Origin of the sequence: Streptomyces sp. NPDC006197 (assembly GCF_040613865.1) — a bacterium.
Lineage (GTDB): Bacteria > Actinomycetota > Actinomycetes > Streptomycetales > Streptomycetaceae > Streptomyces.
In genome coordinates this window covers 1-19021 of the sequence record NZ_JBEXSZ010000020.1, presented here as the reverse complement: position 1 = coordinate 19021, position 19021 = coordinate 1, and the positions used below count along the sequence as shown (strand labels likewise).

15 protein-coding genes and 1 pseudogene are annotated in these 19021 nt (G+C 72.8%); 9 read left to right on the top strand and 7 right to left on the bottom strand.

What is annotated here, in order from left to right; translation table 11 throughout:
* Positions 1–158: 158 nt before the first annotated feature.
* The 3 genes from ABZ318_RS09050 (at position 159) to ABZ318_RS09040 (ending at position 4961) form a co-directional block, all read left to right on the top strand.
* Positions 159–1364 (top strand): transposase, encoded by a 1206-nt coding sequence (locus ABZ318_RS09050; RefSeq protein ID WP_356901812.1) that lies wholly within the window; start codon positions 159–161, stop codon positions 1362–1364.
* Positions 1365–1704: 340 nt separating this feature from the next.
* Positions 1705–3171 carry an MFS transporter gene (locus tag ABZ318_RS09045; protein WP_356901811.1) on the top strand — a complete coding sequence of 489 codons (1467 nt, stop codon included), beginning with the start codon at positions 1705–1707 and terminating at the stop codon, positions 3169–3171.
* Between the two features lie 65 nt (positions 3172–3236).
* Positions 3237–4961 carry a class I adenylate-forming enzyme family protein gene (locus tag ABZ318_RS09040; RefSeq protein ID WP_356901810.1) on the top strand — a complete coding sequence of 575 codons (1725 nt, stop codon included), beginning with the start codon at positions 3237–3239 and terminating at the stop codon, positions 4959–4961.
* Here ABZ318_RS09040 and ABZ318_RS09035 read toward each other — a convergent pair.
* On the bottom strand, positions 4948–6231 hold the full coding sequence (locus ABZ318_RS09035; protein ID WP_356901809.1) for a M6 family metalloprotease domain-containing protein: 1284 nt from the start codon (positions 6229–6231) through the stop codon (positions 4948–4950). The genes ABZ318_RS09040 and ABZ318_RS09035 overlap by 14 nt on opposite strands.
* A gap of 265 nt (positions 6232–6496) precedes the next feature.
* Here ABZ318_RS09035 and ABZ318_RS09030 point away from each other — a divergent pair, with 265 nt between their 5' ends.
* Positions 6497–7159: a TetR/AcrR family transcriptional regulator gene (locus tag ABZ318_RS09030; protein WP_356901808.1), complete on the top strand. Its 663-nt coding sequence runs from the start codon at positions 6497–6499 to the stop codon at positions 7157–7159.
* 90 nt (positions 7160–7249) lie between these two features.
* On the top strand, positions 7250–8785 hold the full coding sequence (locus ABZ318_RS09025; RefSeq protein WP_356901807.1) for an MFS transporter: 1536 nt from the start codon (positions 7250–7252) through the stop codon (positions 8783–8785).
* A gap of 83 nt (positions 8786–8868) precedes the next feature.
* Here ABZ318_RS09025 and ABZ318_RS09020 read toward each other — a convergent pair whose 3' ends face one another.
* Entirely contained in the window at positions 8869–9375 is a 507-nt protein-coding gene (locus tag ABZ318_RS09020; protein ID WP_356901806.1) for a MarR family transcriptional regulator, read from the bottom strand.
* A 92-nt stretch (positions 9376–9467) separates the two neighbouring features.
* Here ABZ318_RS09020 and ABZ318_RS09015 point away from each other — a divergent pair, with 92 nt between their 5' ends.
* A complete protein-coding gene (locus ABZ318_RS09015; RefSeq protein WP_356901805.1) occupies positions 9468–10256 on the top strand; it encodes a class III extradiol ring-cleavage dioxygenase in 789 nt (262 codons plus the stop codon).
* Positions 10257–10649: 393 nt separating this feature from the next.
* Positions 10650–11651 (top strand): sigma-70 family RNA polymerase sigma factor, encoded by a 1002-nt coding sequence (locus ABZ318_RS09010; RefSeq protein ID WP_356901804.1) that lies wholly within the window; start codon positions 10650–10652, stop codon positions 11649–11651.
* 67 nt (positions 11652–11718) lie between these two features.
* Here ABZ318_RS09010 and ABZ318_RS09005 read toward each other — a convergent pair whose 3' ends face one another.
* Positions 11719–12678, bottom strand: a complete 960-nt coding sequence (locus tag ABZ318_RS09005; RefSeq protein WP_356901803.1) for a YafY family protein — start codon at positions 12676–12678, stop codon at positions 11719–11721.
* A 62-nt stretch (positions 12679–12740) separates the two neighbouring features.
* Here ABZ318_RS09005 and ABZ318_RS09000 point away from each other — a divergent pair, with 62 nt between their 5' ends.
* On the top strand, positions 12741–14273 hold the full coding sequence (locus ABZ318_RS09000; RefSeq protein WP_356901802.1) for an MFS transporter: 1533 nt from the start codon (positions 12741–12743) through the stop codon (positions 14271–14273).
* A gap of 65 nt (positions 14274–14338) precedes the next feature.
* Here the strand turns inward: ABZ318_RS09000 and ABZ318_RS08995 are convergent, their stop codons facing one another.
* The 4 genes from ABZ318_RS08995 to ABZ318_RS08980 form a co-directional block, all read right to left on the bottom strand.
* Positions 14339–15376, bottom strand: a complete 1038-nt coding sequence (locus ABZ318_RS08995; protein WP_356901801.1) for a hypothetical protein — start codon at positions 15374–15376, stop codon at positions 14339–14341.
* 356 nt (positions 15377–15732) lie between these two features.
* Positions 15733–16575, bottom strand: a complete 843-nt coding sequence (locus tag ABZ318_RS08990) for a DUF6227 family protein (protein ID WP_356901800.1) — start codon at positions 16573–16575, stop codon at positions 15733–15735.
* A 73-nt stretch (positions 16576–16648) separates the two neighbouring features.
* On the bottom strand, positions 16649–17725 hold the full coding sequence (locus ABZ318_RS08985) for a P1 family peptidase (RefSeq protein WP_356901799.1): 1077 nt from the start codon (positions 17723–17725) through the stop codon (positions 16649–16651).
* A gap of 26 nt (positions 17726–17751) precedes the next feature.
* The gene (locus ABZ318_RS08980) at positions 17752–18540 is read right to left on the bottom strand and encodes an SDR family oxidoreductase (protein WP_356901798.1); all 789 of its coding nucleotides are present in this window, start codon (positions 18538–18540) and stop codon (positions 17752–17754) included.
* Positions 18541–18928: 388 nt separating this feature from the next.
* Here ABZ318_RS08980 and ABZ318_RS08975 point away from each other — a divergent pair.
* Positions 18929–19021 (top strand): annotated as a pseudogene (locus ABZ318_RS08975) (cyclase); the annotation flags it as partial.

The following is a 19021-nucleotide window of genomic DNA, read 5'->3' as shown; positions in this document are numbered from 1 at the left end:
ACGACACCCGAGCCCGGACGGGCCGAGAGCGGCTGCTGCTCATGGCGCCGGCGGCCGCCGCGCTCGCCGTCCTCTCGGGCGGGACCGCTCCCCCTCTCGCGAAAAAAACAGAGTGTTCGTTATTCTTCTGCTGTCGCCTGACGGGGAGGGAACGCAGCATGGCGGAACACCGCATGGCCGGAGCGGCGGATCCGGGCCACGACACGCGGGTCTTCCGCTTCGCGGACTCGGTCTTCGCCCACCTGCCCAGGGCCGACCAGCGCCGCTGGGCCCAGCTCTACCTGCAGGGGCTGCTGACCACGCCGGGCCGGAAGTCCATCCGCCGGCTCGCCGCCGCGGTCTCCGCCGCCCCGGCCACCGCCTCCCAGTCGCTGCACCAGTTCATCAGCGCCAGCCCCTGGGACTGGGTGCCCGCCCGGCGGGAGCTGATCCGACTGACGGGAGACCACTTCCCCTTACGGGCGCTGACCATCGGCGCCGTCGTCCTGCCCAAGCGGGGCGAGCACACCTGCGGGGTGCACCGCCGGTTCGTCCCCGCCGCCGGGCGGACCATCAGCTGTCAGGTCGGTCTCGGGGCCTTCGTCACCACCGGCGAGGAGGACCTGCCGGTGGAGTGGCGGCTGCTGCTGCCCGAGCAGTGGAACGAGGACGCGAGGCTGCGCGAGCGCGCCAGGGTCCCCGACTCGGCCCGGCACCGGCCCGTGTGGGAGCACGTCCTCGACCTGGTGGACTCCGTCTCGGACGCCCTGCCCCACCGGCTGCCGGCCCACGTGCCGGTGGTGGCCGACCTGAGCGAGCACCTCGACGTCGGACGGCTCCTCGCGGGCCTCGACCGGCGCGGCCACGACTTCGTGGTGGCGGTGCCCGCCGCCCTGCCGGTGCTCCCCGCCGACCCGCGCGTCTCCCGGGCCGTCCCCGCCGCCGCCGACGCACCGCTCGGCCCGGTCGGCGCCCGGCAGTTCCTCCAGCACCAGTGCGTCCTGTCGCCGCGTGCGGTCACCCCGGCCGCGTCGGGCGCCCGGGGCCGGCGGCCGCGGGTGGTCTCCGAGCTGGTGCGGCTGCCGGGCTCCTGCCGGACGTACCGGCTCTTCACCGAGTGGTGTCCGGCGGACTCCCGCGCCCTCCGGGTGTGGATCACCAGCCTGACCGGGCGGCGGGTGGAGCAGCTGACGACCCTCGCCCAGGCGCAGGCCGGGACCTGTCTGACGGTGTCCGCGCTCGAACGGGACTACGGACTCCTCGACTTCGAGGGCCGCTCCTTCCCCGGCTGGCACCACCACATGACCCTGGTCTCCGCCGCTCACGTCTATGAGCGGCTCCTCCACGCGGGGGCGCTCGGCGAAAGGCTGCCGCGGAGCGCCTGACATTCCCGGGGCCGGCACCGGCCGCCTGCCGGAAACCGAGCGGGCCCGGGTGGAGCACGTCGTCGTCCGCGCCCGGCCGGCACAAGCCAAGTCGGCGGATTCGGGGCAGGTTTGGCAAGTTGCCAAAGCCGCCCCCGGGCGCCGCGCTCGACAAAGATTACCGAACGGTAGCTATGTAATCTCGCGATGAGCGAGCTGCGAGATCCGGGTTACGAGCTCCGACCCAGGTCCTCATCTCGCCGCCTCCGTGCCCCGAAGGCCGCTGGTGACGTCATCGGCGCCCCGCCCGCCGCGCACGAACCCCCCGAAGAAGAAAGTCCACGAAGACCATGGAGGTCCTGTGACCACGTCGACACCGGCAAGGAGGACGGGACTCGTCCTGTTCCTGCTGGCCTTCTCCCAGTTCATCATCAGCGTCGACCTCAACATCGTCTACGTCGCGCTGCCCGACATCGGCGCCGCCCTCGGCTTCTCGGCCCAGTCACTGCAATGGGTCGTCTCCGCCTACGCGGTGGCCTTCGGCGGGCTGCTGCTCTTCGGCGGCCGCGCCGTCGACCGCATCGGCGCCCGCCGGCTCTTCATGACCGGCCTCGCCTTCTACGCGGTCGCCTCGCTCGCCGGCGGTCTCGCCACCACCCAGGGCGTCCTCATCGGCGCCCGTCTCCTCCAGGGCGTCGGCGGCGCGCTGCTCTTCCCGGCGGTGCTCGCCCTGATCGCCACCTCCTTCGAGGGCGCCCAGGTCACCAAGGCGTTCGCCGCCTGGGGCGCCGCCGGATCGCTCGGCCTCGCGGCCGGCGCGCTGCTCGGCGGTGTGCTGACCGACCTGGCCTCCTGGCGCTGGATCTTCTTCATCAACATCCCGCTGGCGCTGATCGCCCTGCTCCCGGCCCCGAAGGCGATCCGCCCGGACGGACCGGCGAACCTCTCCAAGGGCTTCGACGTCCCGGCCGCGCTGCTCTCCACGATCGGCGTCTCCGCGATCGTCACCGGCCTGGTGACCGGCCCCGACGAGGGCTGGACCTCCCGCCTCACCCTCGGTTCCCTGATCCTCGGTGCCGTCCTGCTCGCCGCCTTCTTCGTCACCGAGGCGAAGACCGCCAACCCGCTCATGCCGCTCCGGCTCCTGAAGAACAGGCCGCTGGTCGTCGCCATGGCCGTCCTCTTCGTCTTCCAGACGGCGCTGGCCGGCGCGTACTACGCCTTCACCACCTACGTGCAGCCGATCCTCGGCTACACCGCGATCCAGGCGGGCCTCGCCTTCCTGCCGCTCACGCTGGTCTCGATCATCGGCTCGGGCAAGCTCGCGCCGAGGTTCATGGAGCGGTACGGCATGCGCGCCACGCTGTCGACCGGCATGATCGTCAACGCCGCCGGCATCGCGGTGACCGTCCTCGGCATGTCCGTCGGCGGCTCCTTCTACGCCCTGCTGCCCGGCTCCGTCATCTGGGGCGTCGGCGGCGGTCTCGTCTTCGTCTCCGTCTTCGCCTCCGCCGGCTCGGGCGTCGGCCCGCAGGAGCAGGGCGTGGCGAGCGCGATGGCCTCGACCGCGCAGCAGGTCGGCGGCGCGGTGGGCCTCGCGTTCCTGGTCGCGATCGCCAACTCCACCTTCTCCGGCACCTACGCGGAGGCCGCGAAGGAGGACGTCCTGTCGGGCCTGCACCTGGCCGGCTCCATCGGCGCCGGCCTCCTGGTCCTGGGCGGCGTCCTCGCCCTGGCCCTGAAGAAGGACCCGCCGTCGGCCACCGTCAAGGTCGAGGGCAGCGACCTGTCCGAGTCCGAGAGGGCGCCGCAGCGGGTGAACGGCTGAGCGGGGTCGCGCCGCCCGCCGCCCCGAACGAGGTCTTCGGGCCGACCGCTCCCCACCGGCTCGTCATGGACATCGACCACCGATCCGGGAAGGATGACGAGCGGCCGCCGGCCCAGCCGGCGGCCGATCGTGTTCTCCGGTCCGGACAGGAGGTCCTGGTGGCGACGGCAGGTGGAGTGGAGCGGCTCTGCGCACCCGGAGCGCCTTTCGCGGTCGAGGACGGGGCGTACGCCGGCGGCCCGCGGACGCTGCGGGAGTTCGCCGAGGTGACCTGGGGATACGGGGACCGGACGTTCCTCGTGGCCGAGGGCGTGCGGATGACCTACCGGGAGTTCTTCGACGCCGCCTGCGGCCTCGCGCGCCGGCTCGTCGGGGAGTACGGGCTGCGGCCGGGGGACCGGGCCGTCGTGGCCATGCGGAACCTGCCCGAGTGGCAGGTCGCCTTCTGGGCCGCGCAGCTCGCCGGGCTCGTCGCCGTACCGCTCAACGCCTGGTGGACCGAGGACGAGTTCGCGTACGCGCTCGACGACTGCTCGCCGGGTGTGCTGCTCGTCGACGGGGAGCGGGTCGGGCGGGTGCGGGCGTGGGCCGTCCGGCACGGCGTGCCGGGGATCGTCTTCCGGGGGGAGGCCGAGGAGGGGTTCGTCGCGTACGTCGCCGACGCCGATCCGGTGCTCGGGCCGCCGCCCGTCGACGTCCTGCCCGAGCACGACGCCACCATCATCTACACCTCCGGCACCACCGGGCGGCCCAAGGGGGCCGTCGCCACGCACCGCGCGCAGGCCGGGGCCGCCATGAACCCGCGGTACTTCGCCGCCGCCGCGGCCCTCGCGCGCGGGGAGGTGCCGGGGACGGGGCCGGCGATGGTGTCCCTGACCGCGTTCCCGTTCTTCCACGTCGCCGCGTTCACGTCCTTCTACGCCGTCATGGCGGCCGGCGGGACCCTGGTGATGATGCGGAAGTGGGACGCCGGGAAGGCGCTCGAACTGATCCGGGACGAGGGCGTCACCCACTTCGCCGGCGTCCCCACCACCGCGCTCCAGCTGCTCGACCTCGCCCGGAGCACCGGGGACCCGCTGACGAGCCTCATGCTCCTCAGCACCGGGGGCGCCGCCGCTCCGCCCGGGATCGTCGCGGGGCTCACCGAGGGGTACGGGGAGCGGATCGAGCCCCGGAACGGGTACGGGCTGACCGAGACCTGCGGCGGGGTCCTGTCGAACGTCGGCGCCGAGTACCGGGCCCGGCCCGGGAGCGTCGGCCGGCCCTCGCCCGTCACCGAGGTGCGGATCGAGCGGCCCGACGCCGAGGGCGTGGGGGAGCTGTGGTTGCGCGGGCAGTGCCTGGTCCGCGGCTACTGGGGGAACGAGGCCGCCACCCGCGCCGCCTTCACCGAGGACGGCTGGTTCCGGACCGGCGACCTCGCCCGCGTCGACGCGGACGGACGGGTCGAGATCGTCGACCGGCTCACCGACATGGTGATCCGCGGCGGCGAGAACGTGTACTGCGTCGAGGTCGAGGGCGTGCTGCACGAGCACCCGGACGTCGTCGACGCCGCCGTGCTGGGGATGCCGCACCCGCTGCTCGGGGAGGAGGTCGTGGCCGTCGTGCGGCTGCGTCCCGGCGCGGACGCGGGAGCCGGGGCGACCGAGGCGCTGCGGGCGCACGTGGGGACGCGCCTCGCCGCCTTCAAGGTGCCCGCCCGGATCCTCGTACGGACGGAGGAGCTGCCCCGGAACCCGACGGGGAAGATCCTCAAGCGGGAGCTGCGGGAGCTGGTCACCGTCGGGTGATCCGAACCCGGTACGTGCCGTTCTCGTCCTCGTCGAGGACGGTGATCCGGATGCCGTTGGCGTGGTCCGCGAAGGTCTCGCCGGGGTTGTACGGGGCGTCCGACAGCTCCGCGTGGACGTTGGCCCGGCGGGTGCAGCCGCCGCTGGCCCGGTCGCTGTCGGCCACGGTCACCGGGCCGTGTCCGGTGTCCACGTCGGACTCCACCCGGTAGACGAGGACCCCCTGCTCGCAGACGGCCTCGTCGTTGCCGCCCCTGCTGCGGACCTCGACGGCGTATCCGGAGGTGCCGGAGAGCGGGACGAAGGCGAGCTTGGGGCCTCCGGGGACCGAGAGCGGGGTGAGGCTGTAGTCCCCGGTTCCGGGCCTTGAGGCACAGCTGACCTGGTCGTTGTCGAGCCAGCCCAGCTTCCACTTGTGCCAGCCGAGGAGGTCGTTGTTGGCGCCCCAGTCCTCGGACATGATGTCCCAGTGCCCGACGGTCCCGCCGCCGTCCGAGGTGTAGAGGTCGGGCAGGCCGAAGACGTGGCCGTTCTCGTGGGGCAGGACGCGGTAGCCGGTCTCGGCGAAGCTGCCGGAGCCGTCGTCCTGGCGGCTGTAGACGAAGGACGTGTTGGCGAGCGGCACGCCGTCGGCGTAGGGGGCGTCGTCGTTGCCGGAGAAGGTCACGGACAGGACGGTGTCGAGGGCGGAGGGCCCGGCGTTCGGGGTGACGAGGACGTTGACCAGGTCGTAGGCGCTGAAGTCCACCCGCGGGTCGGCGGCCTTCACGATGTCCTCGACGAGGGAGCGGTAGCCCGGTTCGTACGGTGCGCCGCGCTCGATGCCGTACGAGGAGAACGGCCGGGGCATCCGCAGCCAGTCGGGTATCGGCGCCTCGGGCTGGTAGTGCAGCCGCCCGTACGAGCTGGTGCGGAACCAGTCGGCGGTCTGCGGGAAGAACTCCCGGAAGCGGCCCATCGCCGTGCCGTCCCCGGGGGCGTCCGGGAAGTCGACCATCAGGTTGAGGGCCTTGACGCGGCCCGTGGAGCGGACGTACCCGGGGGCGGTGGGCAGCCCCTCCGACATCTGCACGCCCATCGTGGTGGCGATGCGGCACGGTCCCAGCTGGGCGCCGGTCGGCGCGGCGGCCACGGGGCCCGCCGAGGCGGGGGCGGGCCCGGGGAGGGTGGTGCTCGCCGAGGCGAGCAGGGTGAGGGAGAGCGCCGTGGCCGCCGCCAGGGCGACGGGTCTGCGTATCCGTCGGTGGGGGTGCTGCCGGGGGTGCTCCATGCGTCGCCTCTCCGGTGGGGGCAGGTCGGCGCCGCGACCCCCTTCCGCGGGTCCGCGCTGTGCGATTCAGCCTGGGCCGCGGGGTCGGGGTGCGCGCGCCGGGTGGCCCGATCGTGGGTATTCCGCGGGACCGGGGGGCCTGTGAGGCAGGTCACAGGAAGCCCGGGAAATAACCGGGGACTCGGCCCCCGTTTACGCCTGTGTCGAAGCAAGTGGGGACTCGCTCCCCGGATGTGTCCCCGGATGACTGTGAGGAGGTCGTGGCGTGACCAGCACCCCCGGCACCGCGCCCGCCCGCCGCGTACCGCGCCCGCGGGCCGACGCCCTGCGCAACCGCGAGCGGATCGTGACGGCGGCCCGCGAGATGTTCGTCGAGTTCGGCTCCCAGGTGCCCTACGACGAGATCGCGCGCCGGGCCGGCGTCGGGAACGCCACGCTCTACCGGAACTTCCCCGAGCGCACCGACCTCGTCCACGAGGTCGTCCTCTCGCTCATGGCCCGCGTCACCGAAGTCGCCGAGCGGGCCGCCCAGGAGGAGAGCGACACCTTCGCCGCGCTGCGCCGCTTCACCCACGGCGCCGCCGACGAGCGCGTCGGGGCCCTGTGCCCCATGCTCGACGGCGCCTTCGACAAGGACCACCCCGACCTGATCGCCGAGCGCGACCGCCTGGAGGAGGCCGTCGAGGGCCTCGTCGGCCGGGCGCAGCGGGCCGGCCGCCTCCGCACCGACGTCGGTGTCGGGGACCTGATGGTGGCCCTCTCCCAGCTGACCCGCCCGCTGCCCGGAACGGGCTGCGGGGCCTTCGACCGGTTCGTCCACCGCCATCTGCAGCTGTTCCTCGACGGCCTGGAGACGCCCGCCCGCTCCGAGCTGCCCGGGAAGGCCGCGACCCTGGAGGACCTGAGGCGCGACTCCTGTTCGTCCTGACCTGACCTGACCTGACCTACGCCTTACGCGACCCGCACCCCCCCTTTACGTCCTTTTTTCACCAGTACGCGCCAAGAGGTGGCTACCCCCATGCCGAAAATCCCCGAGACGACCGCGGTCCAGGCCGACCCCGGCCGCTGGAAAGCCCTGATCTTCATCGCCCTCGCCCAGCTGATGGTCGTGCTCGACGCGACGATCGTGAACATCGCCCTGCCCTCCGCCCAGCAGGACCTCGGGATCTCGGACGGCAACCGGCAGTGGGTCATCACCGCCTACGCCCTCGCCTTCGGCGGCCTGCTCCTCTTCGGCGGCCGCATAGCCGACCTGTGGGGCCGCAAGCGGACCTTCGTCACCGGTCTGATCGGCTTCGCCGCCGCCTCCGCCCTGGGCGGGGCCGCGACCGGCGAGGCGATGATGCTCGGTGCCCGCGCGCTCCAGGGCGCCTTCGGCGCGCTCCTCGCGCCCGCCGCGCTCTCGCTGCTCGCCGTGACCTTCACCGACGCCAAGGAGCGCGCGAAGGCCTTCGGCATCTACGGCGCGATCGCCGGTGGCGGCGGCGCCGTGGGCCTGATCCTCGGCGGCTTCCTCACCGAGTACCTGAACTGGCGCTGGACCTTCTTCGTCAACATCCCGTTCGCCGTGGTCGCCGCCGTCGGCGCGTACCTCGTCGTCCGCGAGCCCGCGGGCGGCCGCAACCGCTCGCCGCTCGACATCCCCGGCGTGATCCTCTCCACCCTCGGCCTCGTCTCGCTGGTGTACGGCTTCACGCGCGCCGAGTCCGCCGGCTGGAGCGACGCCGGCACGATCGGCCTCTTCGTCGCCTCCGGCGTGCTGCTCCTCGCCTTCGCGCTCACCGAGTCGCGGGTGAAGTCCCCGCTGCTGCCGCTGCGCGTCGTGGCCGACCGCAACCGCGGCGGTGTCTACCTGTCGCTGGGTCTCGCCGTCATCGCGATGTTCGGCCTGTTCCTCTTCCTGACGTACTACCTCCAGGTCGTGAAGGGGTACACGCCGGTCAAGACGGGCTTCGCGTTCCTGCCGATGATCGTGGGCATGATCACGGGCTCGACCCAGATCGGCACGCGCCTGATGACCCGCGTCCCGCCGCGGTTCCTGATGGCCCCGGGCTTCCTGACCGCCGGCGTCGGCATGCTGCTGCTCACCCAGCTGGAGGTCGGCACCTCGTACGCCGGGCTGATCCTGCCCGCGCAGCTGCTCCTCGGCCTGGGCATGGGCACGGCGTTCATGCCGGCCATGTCGCTCGCGACGCTGGGCGTGGACCCGCGGGACGCCGGTGTGGCCTCCGCGATGGTCAACACCTCGCAGCAGGTCGGCGGCGCCATCGGCACGGCCCTGCTGAACACGATCGCCGCCTCGGCGACCACCGCCTACCTGACCGCCCACGCCGCCGGCGCGACCACCCCGGCCGCGCAGAAGCTGCTCCAGCTCCAGGGCATGGTCGAGGGATACGCGGCGGCCATCTGGTGGGCGGTCGGCATCCTGGCCGTCTCGGCCACGATCGCCTTCGTGTTCATCAACACCGGCAAGCCGGGGACCGGCGTGGTCGCCCGGTCCGGCGAGGGCGCGGACGTGGCCGACGAGGTGAAGGTGCCGGTCATCGCGCACTGACGGCCTCCCCGCCTTCGGGCACGGGTCCGCCCCGGTTCCGCTTCACGGCGGAGCCGGGGCGGACCCGTTCCCGGTGGGGCGGCTCAGCGGAGCCAGGGCAGGTCCGCGTCCGCGTCCGTCGGTTCGAGGCCCTCGGCCATGACGCGCATGATCACGCCGAGCTGCTCCACCTGCTCGGGGGAGAGCCGGTCGAACATGGCCTGACGGACGGCCGCCACATGGCCGGGCGCGTTCCGCCGGAGGACCTCCGCGCCCTCGTCCGTCAGCTGGGCGAACTGCCCGCGCTTGTCGGAGGGGCAGTCCTCGCGCCGCACCCAGCCGTTCTTCTCCAGGCGGGCGATCGCGTGGGAGAGACGGGAGCGGGTGATCTTGGCGCTCCGGGCCAGCTCGGTCATCCGCAGCCGGCGGCGGGGGGCCTGGGAGAGCTGGACGAGGAGCCCGTAGTAGACGTGCGGCATCCCGGCATCTCGCTGCAACTGGCGGTCGAGGTGGTCCTCCAGGAGCGTGGTGGCATGCAGGTAGGCGCGCCAGACGCGCTGCTCCTCGTCGGTCAGCCAGCGGGGTTCGGTCATGTCTCCCATGATTCCCATCGTACGACTCGTCCTTGAAAGTTGAACTATGTAGGTTTACGCTGCGCATGAAAGCTTGAAGTTTCAAGAATGGGTCCAAGAACGGAGCCGTCATGGACGCCACGCCCGCACGGATGCCCGCCCTCTACCTGTCCCACGGCGCCCCGCCGCTCGCCGACGACCCCGTCTGGCCCGGCGAACTCGCCGCCTGGTCCGCCGACCTGCCGCGCCCCAAGGCGATCCTCATGGTCTCCGCCCACTGGGAGGAGGCCCCGCTCGCGCTCGGCGCCACCGAGACCGTCCCCCTCGTCCACGACTTCTGGGGCTTCCCCGAGCACTACTACCGCGTCCGGTACGCCGCCCCCGGCGCGCCCGGACTCGCCGAGTCCGTCCGCAAGCTGCTGCGGGCCCCCGGCACACCGGTGCAGGACATCCCGGACCGGGGCCTCGACCACGGTGCGTACGTGCCGCTCGTGGAGATGTTCCCCGGCGCCGACATCCCCGTCCTCCAGATCTCCATGCCCACCCTCGACCCGCGCCGGCTCATGGACATCGGGCGCAAGCTCGCCCCGCTGCGCGACGAGGGCGTCCTGATCGTCGGCAGCGGCTTCTTCACCCACAACCTCGCCGCCCTCCGCCACACCGGACCCGGCGTCCCCGGCTGGTCCGCCGAGTTCGACGCCTGGGGCGGCGAGGCGCTCGCCGCGCACGACGTCGACTCCCTCCTGGACTTCGAGCACAAGTCGCCCGCCGGCCGCCTCGCCCATCCCCGTACGGAGCACTTCGCCCCGCTCTTCGTCACCATGGGCGCGGCGGACGCGGCCGGCGACCTCGACGCGGAGCGCTCGGTGATCGACGGCTTCTGGATGGGACTCGCCAAGCGGTCCGTCCAGTTCGGCTGACCCGCTGTCGGCCGAACCGCCGCGGGACGGGCGGCGGGAGCGGCCGGCGGCGGAACGGTCCCGGGGTCCGGGGCCCGTCCGGAGCCCCGGGTGCGGAGGCAACCGTGGACCGGGCCACGGCGTCTGAAGGGGTGGCGCCGCATGTGATCGCGGTCTCACCGACAGTGTGGTCGGAGACCCCGCGAGGGGCACCGCTCCACCCTCCGTGCCGGTCTGACCTGCACCTCCGTGGGTGCCTGCGGGGTGCCCGCAGGGGCAGCGGCGCCGCAGGATACTGCATGATCGCGAAAATCCATGTGCCGGGTGGGAATTCTGTCCTGATTCCGGTCGTTGTTTCCGTCGGATGCAGGGCACCCGTAAAGGTGTCGCGACCTACTCAGCAAGGGAGCACGCATGGCAACCCGTGCCGTCGCCCGTCGTCAGACCTCCGCCCAGAGCGGGGCCGCACGGGCAAGCAGCGTTCGCGCCGTGGGCGGGGAGATCGCCGACCGCGACCTGGTCGGCATGTACCTCGACGAGATCGCGCGCACGCCCCTGCTCGACGCCGCCAAGGAGGTCGAGCTCTCCCAGACGATCGAGGCGGGCGTCTACGCCCAGGAGATACTCGACGGAGAGGTGGAGAGCGAGGCCGGCGGGGCGACCCGCGAGGAGCTCGAAGCGCTGGTCGCCGAGGGCGAGCGGGCCAAGGACCTCTTCATCAAGTCCAACCTGCGGCTCGTGGTGGCCGTCGCCCGGCGCTACCCGCGCAGCGGGCTGCCGCTGCTCGACCTGATCCAGGAGGGGAACGCGGGCCTGGTGCGCGCGGTCGAGAAGTTCGACTACGCGAAGGGCTTCAAGTTCTCCACGTACGCCACGTGGTGGATCCGCCAGGCCATCACCCGGTCCATCGCCGACCAGTCCCGGACCATCCGGCTCCCCGTCCACCTGGTGGAGGAGCTCGGTCGCATCCGGCGGGTGCAGCGCGAGTTCAACAGGGAGAACGGCCGGGAGCCCGAGCCCGCAGAGATCGCCGCCGAACTCGGCTCGACGCCCGAGCGCGTCACCGACGTCCTGGACTGGGCGCGGGACCCCGTCTCGCTGAACATGTCCGTGGACGACGAGGGCGAGACCCAGTTCGGCGACCTGCTGGAGGACACGTCGGCGATCTCGCCCGAGCAGTCGGTGCTCACGCTGCTGCGCAGCGAGGAGCTCGACGACCTCATCGACAAGCTCGACCACCGGACGGCGTCGATCATCCGCATGCGGTACGGCATCGAGGACGGCCGCGAGCGGACGCTGACGGAGGTCGGCAAGGAGCACGGGCTGACCCGCGAGCGAATCCGCCAGATCGAGAAGCACGCGCTCCTGGAACTGAAGAAGATGGCCCGCGACACGGGCTTCGACGCGGTGGCCTGACCCCGGCCCGCCCCCGTCGTGGGCGATCGCCCCAGAGGGGCGATCGCCCACGACGGGGGCCGTGGGCTCACCCGCCCGCCGCCGAGGCCAGCCTCGTCGACAGGTCCCGCATGTACGCGATCAGCGCCCCCGGCCCATGGACGGTGAAGTCGACGTCCATCAGCGCGAGCCGCAGCGCCAGCCATTCCACCGAGTCCGCGACGCGCGCCCGCAGCCGGCAGCGGTCCGGTCCCGTCGCCACCGGCACGAGGTGGGACGGGAGGCGCGCCGCGACGAACTCGGCCGGCGCGGCGAACGTCACGTCGAGGTCGACCTCGCCCTGGGCCCGCGCCATGGAGCGGGCCATATAGGTCGCGGCGTCGCCCGAGGGCAGTTCGCGCGGGGCGAAGCGCGCCCCCGTCGCGAGCGGTTCGCTCACCCGGTCCACCCGGAAGGTCCGCCAGTCCTCGCGCCCCAGGTCGTACGCGACGAGGTACCAGCGCCACCCGGTCGACACCAGCCGGTACGGTTCCACGAGCCGTTTCGTCTCCGTGCCGTCCCCCGCCCGGTAGCCGAACCGCAGCCGCTCGTGCCCCGTGACCGTGCTCGCGAGCGTGGTCAGGGTGGCGGGGGTGACGGTGGCCCCGTCGCCGCGGGTCAGCGGGATCGTCGCGTTCTGGAGGACGGAGACCCGGTGCCGCAGCCGCCCGGGCAGCACCTGTTCCAGCTTCGCCAGAGCCCGTACGGACGCCTCCTCGACGCCCTCGATGGCGTGCCCGGCCCCGGCGCGCAGACCGACGGCGATCGCGACGGCCTCCTCGTCGTCGAGGAGCAGCGGCGGCATGGCCGTACCGGCGACGAGGCGGTAGCCGCCGACGGCGCCCATGGTCGCCTCGACGGGGTAGCCGAGGTCGCGGAGCCGGTCGATGTCCCGGCGGATGGTGCGCGGGGAGACCGAGAGCCGTTCGGCGAGCTCGCTTCCGGGCCACTCGCGCGGGGTCTGGAGGAGCGAGAGCAGATTCAGGAGTCGTGCCGGAGTGTCCGTCATGTCTTCCAGGATGCGGTCCATCTAGGACATTGACTGACCTACATGACTTCTATCTTCTTCGTATGAGTTCACACGACGCCGCCACCGAAGCGGCCGCGACAGGCGACAGACGGCGCTGGATCGCCCTCGCCATCGTCATGACCGCCGCCTTCATGGACCTGGTCGACGCCACGATCGTCAACATCGCGATCCCCAGCATCGAGAAGGACCTGGGGGCCTCGTTCGGGGCCATCCAGTGGATCACCGCCGGGTACGCGCTCGCGTTCGCCGCCGGTCTGATCACGGGCGGGCGGCTCGGGGACATCTACGGCCGCAAGCGCCTCTTCCTCCTCGGCACCGCCGGCTTCACCCTCGCCTCGGCGCTCTGCGGCTTCGCGGCCAACCAGGAGATGCTGGTCGGCTCCCGCCTGCTCCAGGGCGCGGCGGCCGCGATGATGGTGCCGCAGGTCCTGTCGATCATCCACGTCACCTTCCCGGCGCACGAGCGCGGCAAGGTCTTCGGGATGTTCGGCGCGATCATCGGCCTCGGCGCGGTCTCCGGCCCGCTGCTGGGCGCGCTGCTCACCCAGTGGAACATCGCGGGCCTGGAGTGGCGCCCGATCTTCCTGATCAACCTGCCGGTCGGCGTCGCGGCCCTGTTCCTGGGCCGGAAGTTCATCATCGAGTCGAAGGCGCCGAAGGCGCTCAGGCTCGACATGGTCGGCGTGCTGCTGGTGACGGCCGCGCTGCTGATGCTGGTCTACCCGCTGACGCGTGGCCGCGAGCTGGACTGGCCGCTGTGGGGCCACCTGATGATGGCCGGCAGCCTGCTCGTCTTCGGCGCGCTCGTGGCGTACGAGAAGTACAAGACGAAGAAGGACGGTTCGCCGCTCGTCGAGCTGTCGCTGTTCAAGGTGAAGAGCTTCGCGGGCGGCATCGCGGTGCAGCTGACCTTCGGCGTCGTGCTCGGCATCTTCTTCCTGGTCTGGACGCTCTACATGCAGATCGGGCTCGGCTGGACCCCGCTGAAGGCGGGCCTGACCGGGGTGCCGTTCTCGATCTCGGTCTCGGTGGCCGCCGGCATGTCCGTGCAGAAGCTGGTGCCGCGCTTCGGCCGGAAGGTGCTCCAGGCGGGCGCGCTGACGATGATCGCGGGCATCCTGCTCTACTCCTTCGAGGCCGGGCGGTACGGCACCGGGATCCACCCCTGGCAGATGATCCCGCCGCTGGTGGTCATGGGCCTCGGCATGGGCCTGATCGTGGCGCCGCTGACGGACGCGGTGCTCTCGGAGGTGCCGAAGGAGCACGCCGGTTCGGCCTCGGGCCTGATCAACACGACCGGGCAGATGGGCAACGCGCTGGGCCTCGGCCTGGTGTCGGTGGTCTTCTTCGGCCAGATCGACGACGAGCGGCTCGCCAAGGCCCCGGCCGAGGTGGGGAGGGCGTTCACGGACGCCTTCCAGAACTCGCTGGGCTGGGCGGCCGGCGTGCTCGCCGCGATCTTCCTGGTGATGTTCGCGCTGCCGGCGAAGCCGAAGCAGCACCTGGAGGGCGGCGGCGACGACGTCGAGGACGTCGCCCCGGAGATCGAGAAGGAGCCGGCGCTCACGCACTGAGACGCAGGCCGTGGAAGGGCCCTGCCTGGGATTCGTCCCGGGCAGGGCCCTTCGTCACTGCGCGGTCAGCGGTTCTTCAGTTCCGCCGGGACGCGGGGCGCGGCGTCCTTCTGCTTCAGCCGCTTCAGGTCGCCCGGCGCGGGGCTGGCGAGCGGCGTCCAGACCTCGTTGCACGTGAGCGTGTCCGTGCTGTTGTTCACGGAGCACACGGTCTCGTACACATCGCCGTCCGTGGTCAGCACCTGGATCGAGACGTCGTTGGCGTGCGAGGAGACCGAGACGGAGCAGGCGTTCGTCGGGTAGCTGTTGTTCGGATCGCCGTCGGTGAGGTCGTACCAGGTGAAGGTGCCCACGGTGGGCCTGTTCCGCCTGATGCCGGCGTAGGCGATCCCGTTGGAGATCACCCCCTTGACCTCGTTGCTCGAGTTGGGCTCGTAGGCGTCGACGTCGTTGCACGTGGCCGGTCCGGGCGGGCCCTGCTCGCCCGTGTCACCCTTCGGCCCCTGGATGCCCTGAGGTCCCTGAGGGCCCTGGGGTCCCTGAGGTCCCTGGGGGCCGGCTGGTCCCTGGGGTCCCTGGGGGCCGCCGGCCGGTCCTGGCGGTCCCTGGATGCCCTGAGGTCCCTGGGGACCTGCCGGGCCGGTCGCGCCGGTGTCGCCCTTGGGTCCTGCCGGGCCGGTCGCGCCGGTGTCGCCCTTGGGGCCCTGGGGTCCGGCCGGTCCGGGCGGACCAGGAGGCCCGGGCGGGCCGACCTGGCCGCCGTGGTCCTCGCAGCCGCCGTAGCCGTCGTCGGCCAGGGCGGCCCGGCTGTGCCGCCCGCGGTCCACCGCGTGCTGCATCTGCCCGTCGACGTACGCCCCGATCTCGTTCACGTCGTGCGGAGGACGGCCGCCCTCGTGGTGCGGAGGGCCGTCCGGACAGTCGTCGGTCGTCGGGACGGCCGCGCTCAGGGCGGTGGACCGGCCGGGGGTCTCCGCCAGGGCGGCCGGGCCCGCCATGCCCGTCAGGACGAGGGCGAGCGAGGCGACGGCCCCGCCGGAGAGCCAGGCGCGACGCCGGGCGAGCGGACCCAGGGAGGACCTGGTCCTGAGATCAGGACGCATTCATTACTCCTTCAACAACCTGATCGAGGGATGTGACGTAAGCCTGTTCGGCTTCCCTCAGGTCATCGGATCGCCGCCGCGACGTCTTGAGCATCCCGCGGAGCAATCAACTCCACGGCTTACGGGTGACGTCGAATGGGTGCGTACGCGGGAGCGAACCCGGAGTCGTCGTCCGGCGTGCCGTACGCGAATGAACGGGGGTCTGTCCGTAGGGTCCCCCGGTCCTGCGGTCACCTGGACCGACCTGCCGGGGCGGTACGAGGGCGCCGCCCCTCGGTACCCGACGGCCGACCGGCCCCGCTCGGTCCCCTGAACGGACGGAACGGGGCCGGTGCCCTCCACCGGTGGGCCGGCCGTCAGCGGACGCGGGAGCGGGACTCCATCGCGCCGCGGGCCGCGTGCTCGTCCTCGTACACCTCGCACATGTGCCGGCCGTCCGGCGTCGCCGTGTGCTCGACCTCCCAGAGGCTGACCTCGCTGCCGTCGAGCAGCAGGAACTGGTGCTCGTAGAGGGTGAAGCCGGCGTCCCGGCCGCCCTCCACCGCGCAGTGGCGTCCGAAGGCCTGCGTGATGTGGTGCGCGAAGGCCAGTCGGAGACGGCGGGCCGTCCGCTCGCCCGGCCGGTCCGCGTTCTCCGCGCGGCGCAGGACGCGGCGCGCGTGGTCGGCGGAGTTGTCCGGCACGTACATCCGGGGCTGGGCGGGTATCGGGCGGGCGAGCAGGGCGCTCAGCAGCCCCAGGTCGTCGTCCTCGTCGAGGACGTGGCCGTCGGAGCGCTCCGCCGTCCAGCCCTGCAGCGGCCCGGTCGGGAGACGGGAGGCGGCGAGCCGCGCCTCCGACTCCTCCGTGTACAGCTCGCGCTGCTCGGTGCCGTCCCGGCCGGCGTTGTGCACGAGCTCCCAGAGGCTGAGCGCGCTGCCGTCGGCGAGCAGATAGGTGTGGCGGTGGGTCGTGCGGTGCAGCGACGCGCTGTGGTGCGAGGAGTGCAGCGCGCTGGAGTGGGCGAGCGCCGTGCCGAGGCGCTCGACGGTCGAGTCGGGCAGGTCGAAGGAGTTGAGCGCCCGGCCGAGGAGCCGCTCAAGGTGCGTCTCGGTCGTCTCGTACGGATCGTGAGGATCCTGCGGATCGTTCAAGAGGGTCTCCAGGCCGTCGCCGCATGTCACTTGGTGCTTGCTTAACGTAGTCCCTGGGTCTGACATCGTGTCCGGGGTTCCGGCAAAACGAAGGGTCCTCTCGGGAAGTTCCCGCGGATTCTCCCCAACTCCCCTCGCCTCACCGCGAGTACGCGTCCGCCTCCGGTCCGTACAGCTCGCCGTACGAGGGGAAGTCGCCGCCAGGGCCGCGCAGGCCGCCCGGGGCCGCGAGGACCGCGCGGACGATCGCCCGGGTCACCAGGTCCGCGCCCGCCGCCAGGATCTCGTTCAGGGCGAGCGGACCCGCCCCCTCCGGCAGTTCCCGCACCCCGGTGGCGAGCGCGAAGACCGTGTCCCCGTCGTTCATCAGGTGCACCGGACGCACCGCGCGCGCGATGCCGTCGTGGGCGGTGCCCGCGAGCTTCTGCGCCTGGGCCCGGGTCAGCGCCGCGTCCGTCGCGACGACGGCGAGCGTGGTGTTCAGCGGGGGAGGAACGGACGCCTTCCGGGCCTCCGCCAGCCGCCGCCGGGCCGCCTCGTGGACCGCCGGGTCCGGGAAGGCGGGCCGGCCGGCCTCGAAGTAGCTGCCGTACGGGACGCCGCTCGTCGGGTCGACGGCCGAGCCCACCGCGTTCACCACGACCAACGCGCCGACCGTGATCCCCGACCCCAGGACGGTGCTCGCCGTCCCCACACCGCCCCGCAGACCGCCGACCACGGCCCCGGTGCCCGCCCCGACCGCGCCCGTCTCCACGCGCGCGTGGTCCCCGCTCGCGGCGGCCGCCTCCGCCGCCGCCCGACCCGTCGCCGCGTCCGGGCGGACCGTGAAGTCCCCGCCCCGGCCCAGGTCGAAGACGCACGCGGCGGGCACCACCGGCACCACGTGGGACGGATCGGGGCCCACCCGCACGCCCCGGTTCCGCTCCGCCAGCCAGGCCATCACCCCGGCGGCCGCGTCCAGGCCGTACGCGCTGCCGCCCGTCAGGACGACCGCGTCGATCCGCCGGACCACGTTCCGCGGGTCCAGGGCGTCCGTCTCCCGCGTGCCCGGCCCGCCGCCCCGGACGTCCACGGCGGCCACGACCCCGCCCTCCGGGGCCAGGACCACCGTGGTGCCGCTCAGCGCCCCGGGACCGGCCACGCGCGCGTGCCCCACGCGCAGCCCGCTGACGTCGGTGATCGAGTCCTGACCGTTCACCCGTTCGGGAAGTGTCATGTGCCCTGCCTACCACGAGGCTTGGCTCAGCGCTTGGGGCCGAGGTAGGTGCCGCCCGAGGCGTCGAGCACGGTGCCGGTGATCCAGCGGCCGTCCTCCGAGGCCAGGAAGGCCACCGGGTCGGCGATGTCCTCCGGCTGCCCGACCCACGGGAGCGCCTGACCGCCGATCAGCATGCTCTCCAGCTGGGGCATCGCCGCCATGGCGGCGGTGAGGCCGGCGGTCTGCGTCGGGCCGGGGGCGACCGTGTTGACGGTGATCCGGCGCTCCCCGACCACGTTGGCGAGCGTGCGCGTGAAGGTCTCCATCGCCCCCTTCGTCATCGCGTACGCCAGCTCGTCGGCGAGTGCGATCCGGGTGACGGCCGAACCGATGTTGATGATCCGCCCGCCGTCGCGCAGCATCGGCAGCAGCCCCTGCACGAGGAAGTACGGCGCCCGGACGTTGACCGCGAAGACGCGGTCGAACTGCTCGGGCGTCTCGTCCGCGAGGTGGCCGCCCGAGGTGGCCGCGGCGGCGTTGTTGACCAGGACGTCGAGGACGGCCTCCCCGGTGTGGGCGGCGAGCCCGGCCCGGACGCCCTCGACCAGGGCGGGCACCCCGTCGTGCGCGGCCAGATCGGCCCCGACGGAGAAGGCCCGCCCGCCGTCCCGGACGATCAGGTCCACGGTCTCCTGCGCGGCGGCGGCGTCCTGCCCGTAGTGCACGGCGACGAGCATCCCGTCGGCGGCGAGCCGCCGGGCGATCGCCCGCCCGATCCCCCGGGAGGAACCGGTGACGAGGGCGGTGCGGGTGGTGGCGATGTGCTGCTTCAAGGCGATCTCCTCGGGTTTCCCCTGCGGCCCGGGGCGTTTCCCCGGGGCACGGGAAGAACACTCGCGGGGCCCGCTGACAAACCACTGACAGCCCCCTGACGCCCCCTGACGGCCCCGTTGTGGGCAGTAGCTCCGCCGGTGCGGTGCCCCCGCCCACCCCGTTGTGGGCAATCGTTCCGCCGGGGTGGCGCCCACCCACCCCGCCCATCCCGTTGTGGGCGCCCGTTCCGCCGGGGCGGCGCCCACCCTCGCGCCCTCCGTTGTGGGCAACTGTTCCGCTGGGGCGGAACGGGTGGGCACAACGGACGGCGCCCCTTGCCGGGCCTAGGCTCCCGCGCCCTGACCCGCACCTCGTGTGCGCCGCCGCTGGGGTGCGGGTTCAGGCGTCGACGCCGTCATCACCGAGCAGATCCCGGACGAACGCGTCGCCTGGACGACGGTCGAGGGCGAGGTGCGACAGGCCGGCGTGGTCACGTTCCAC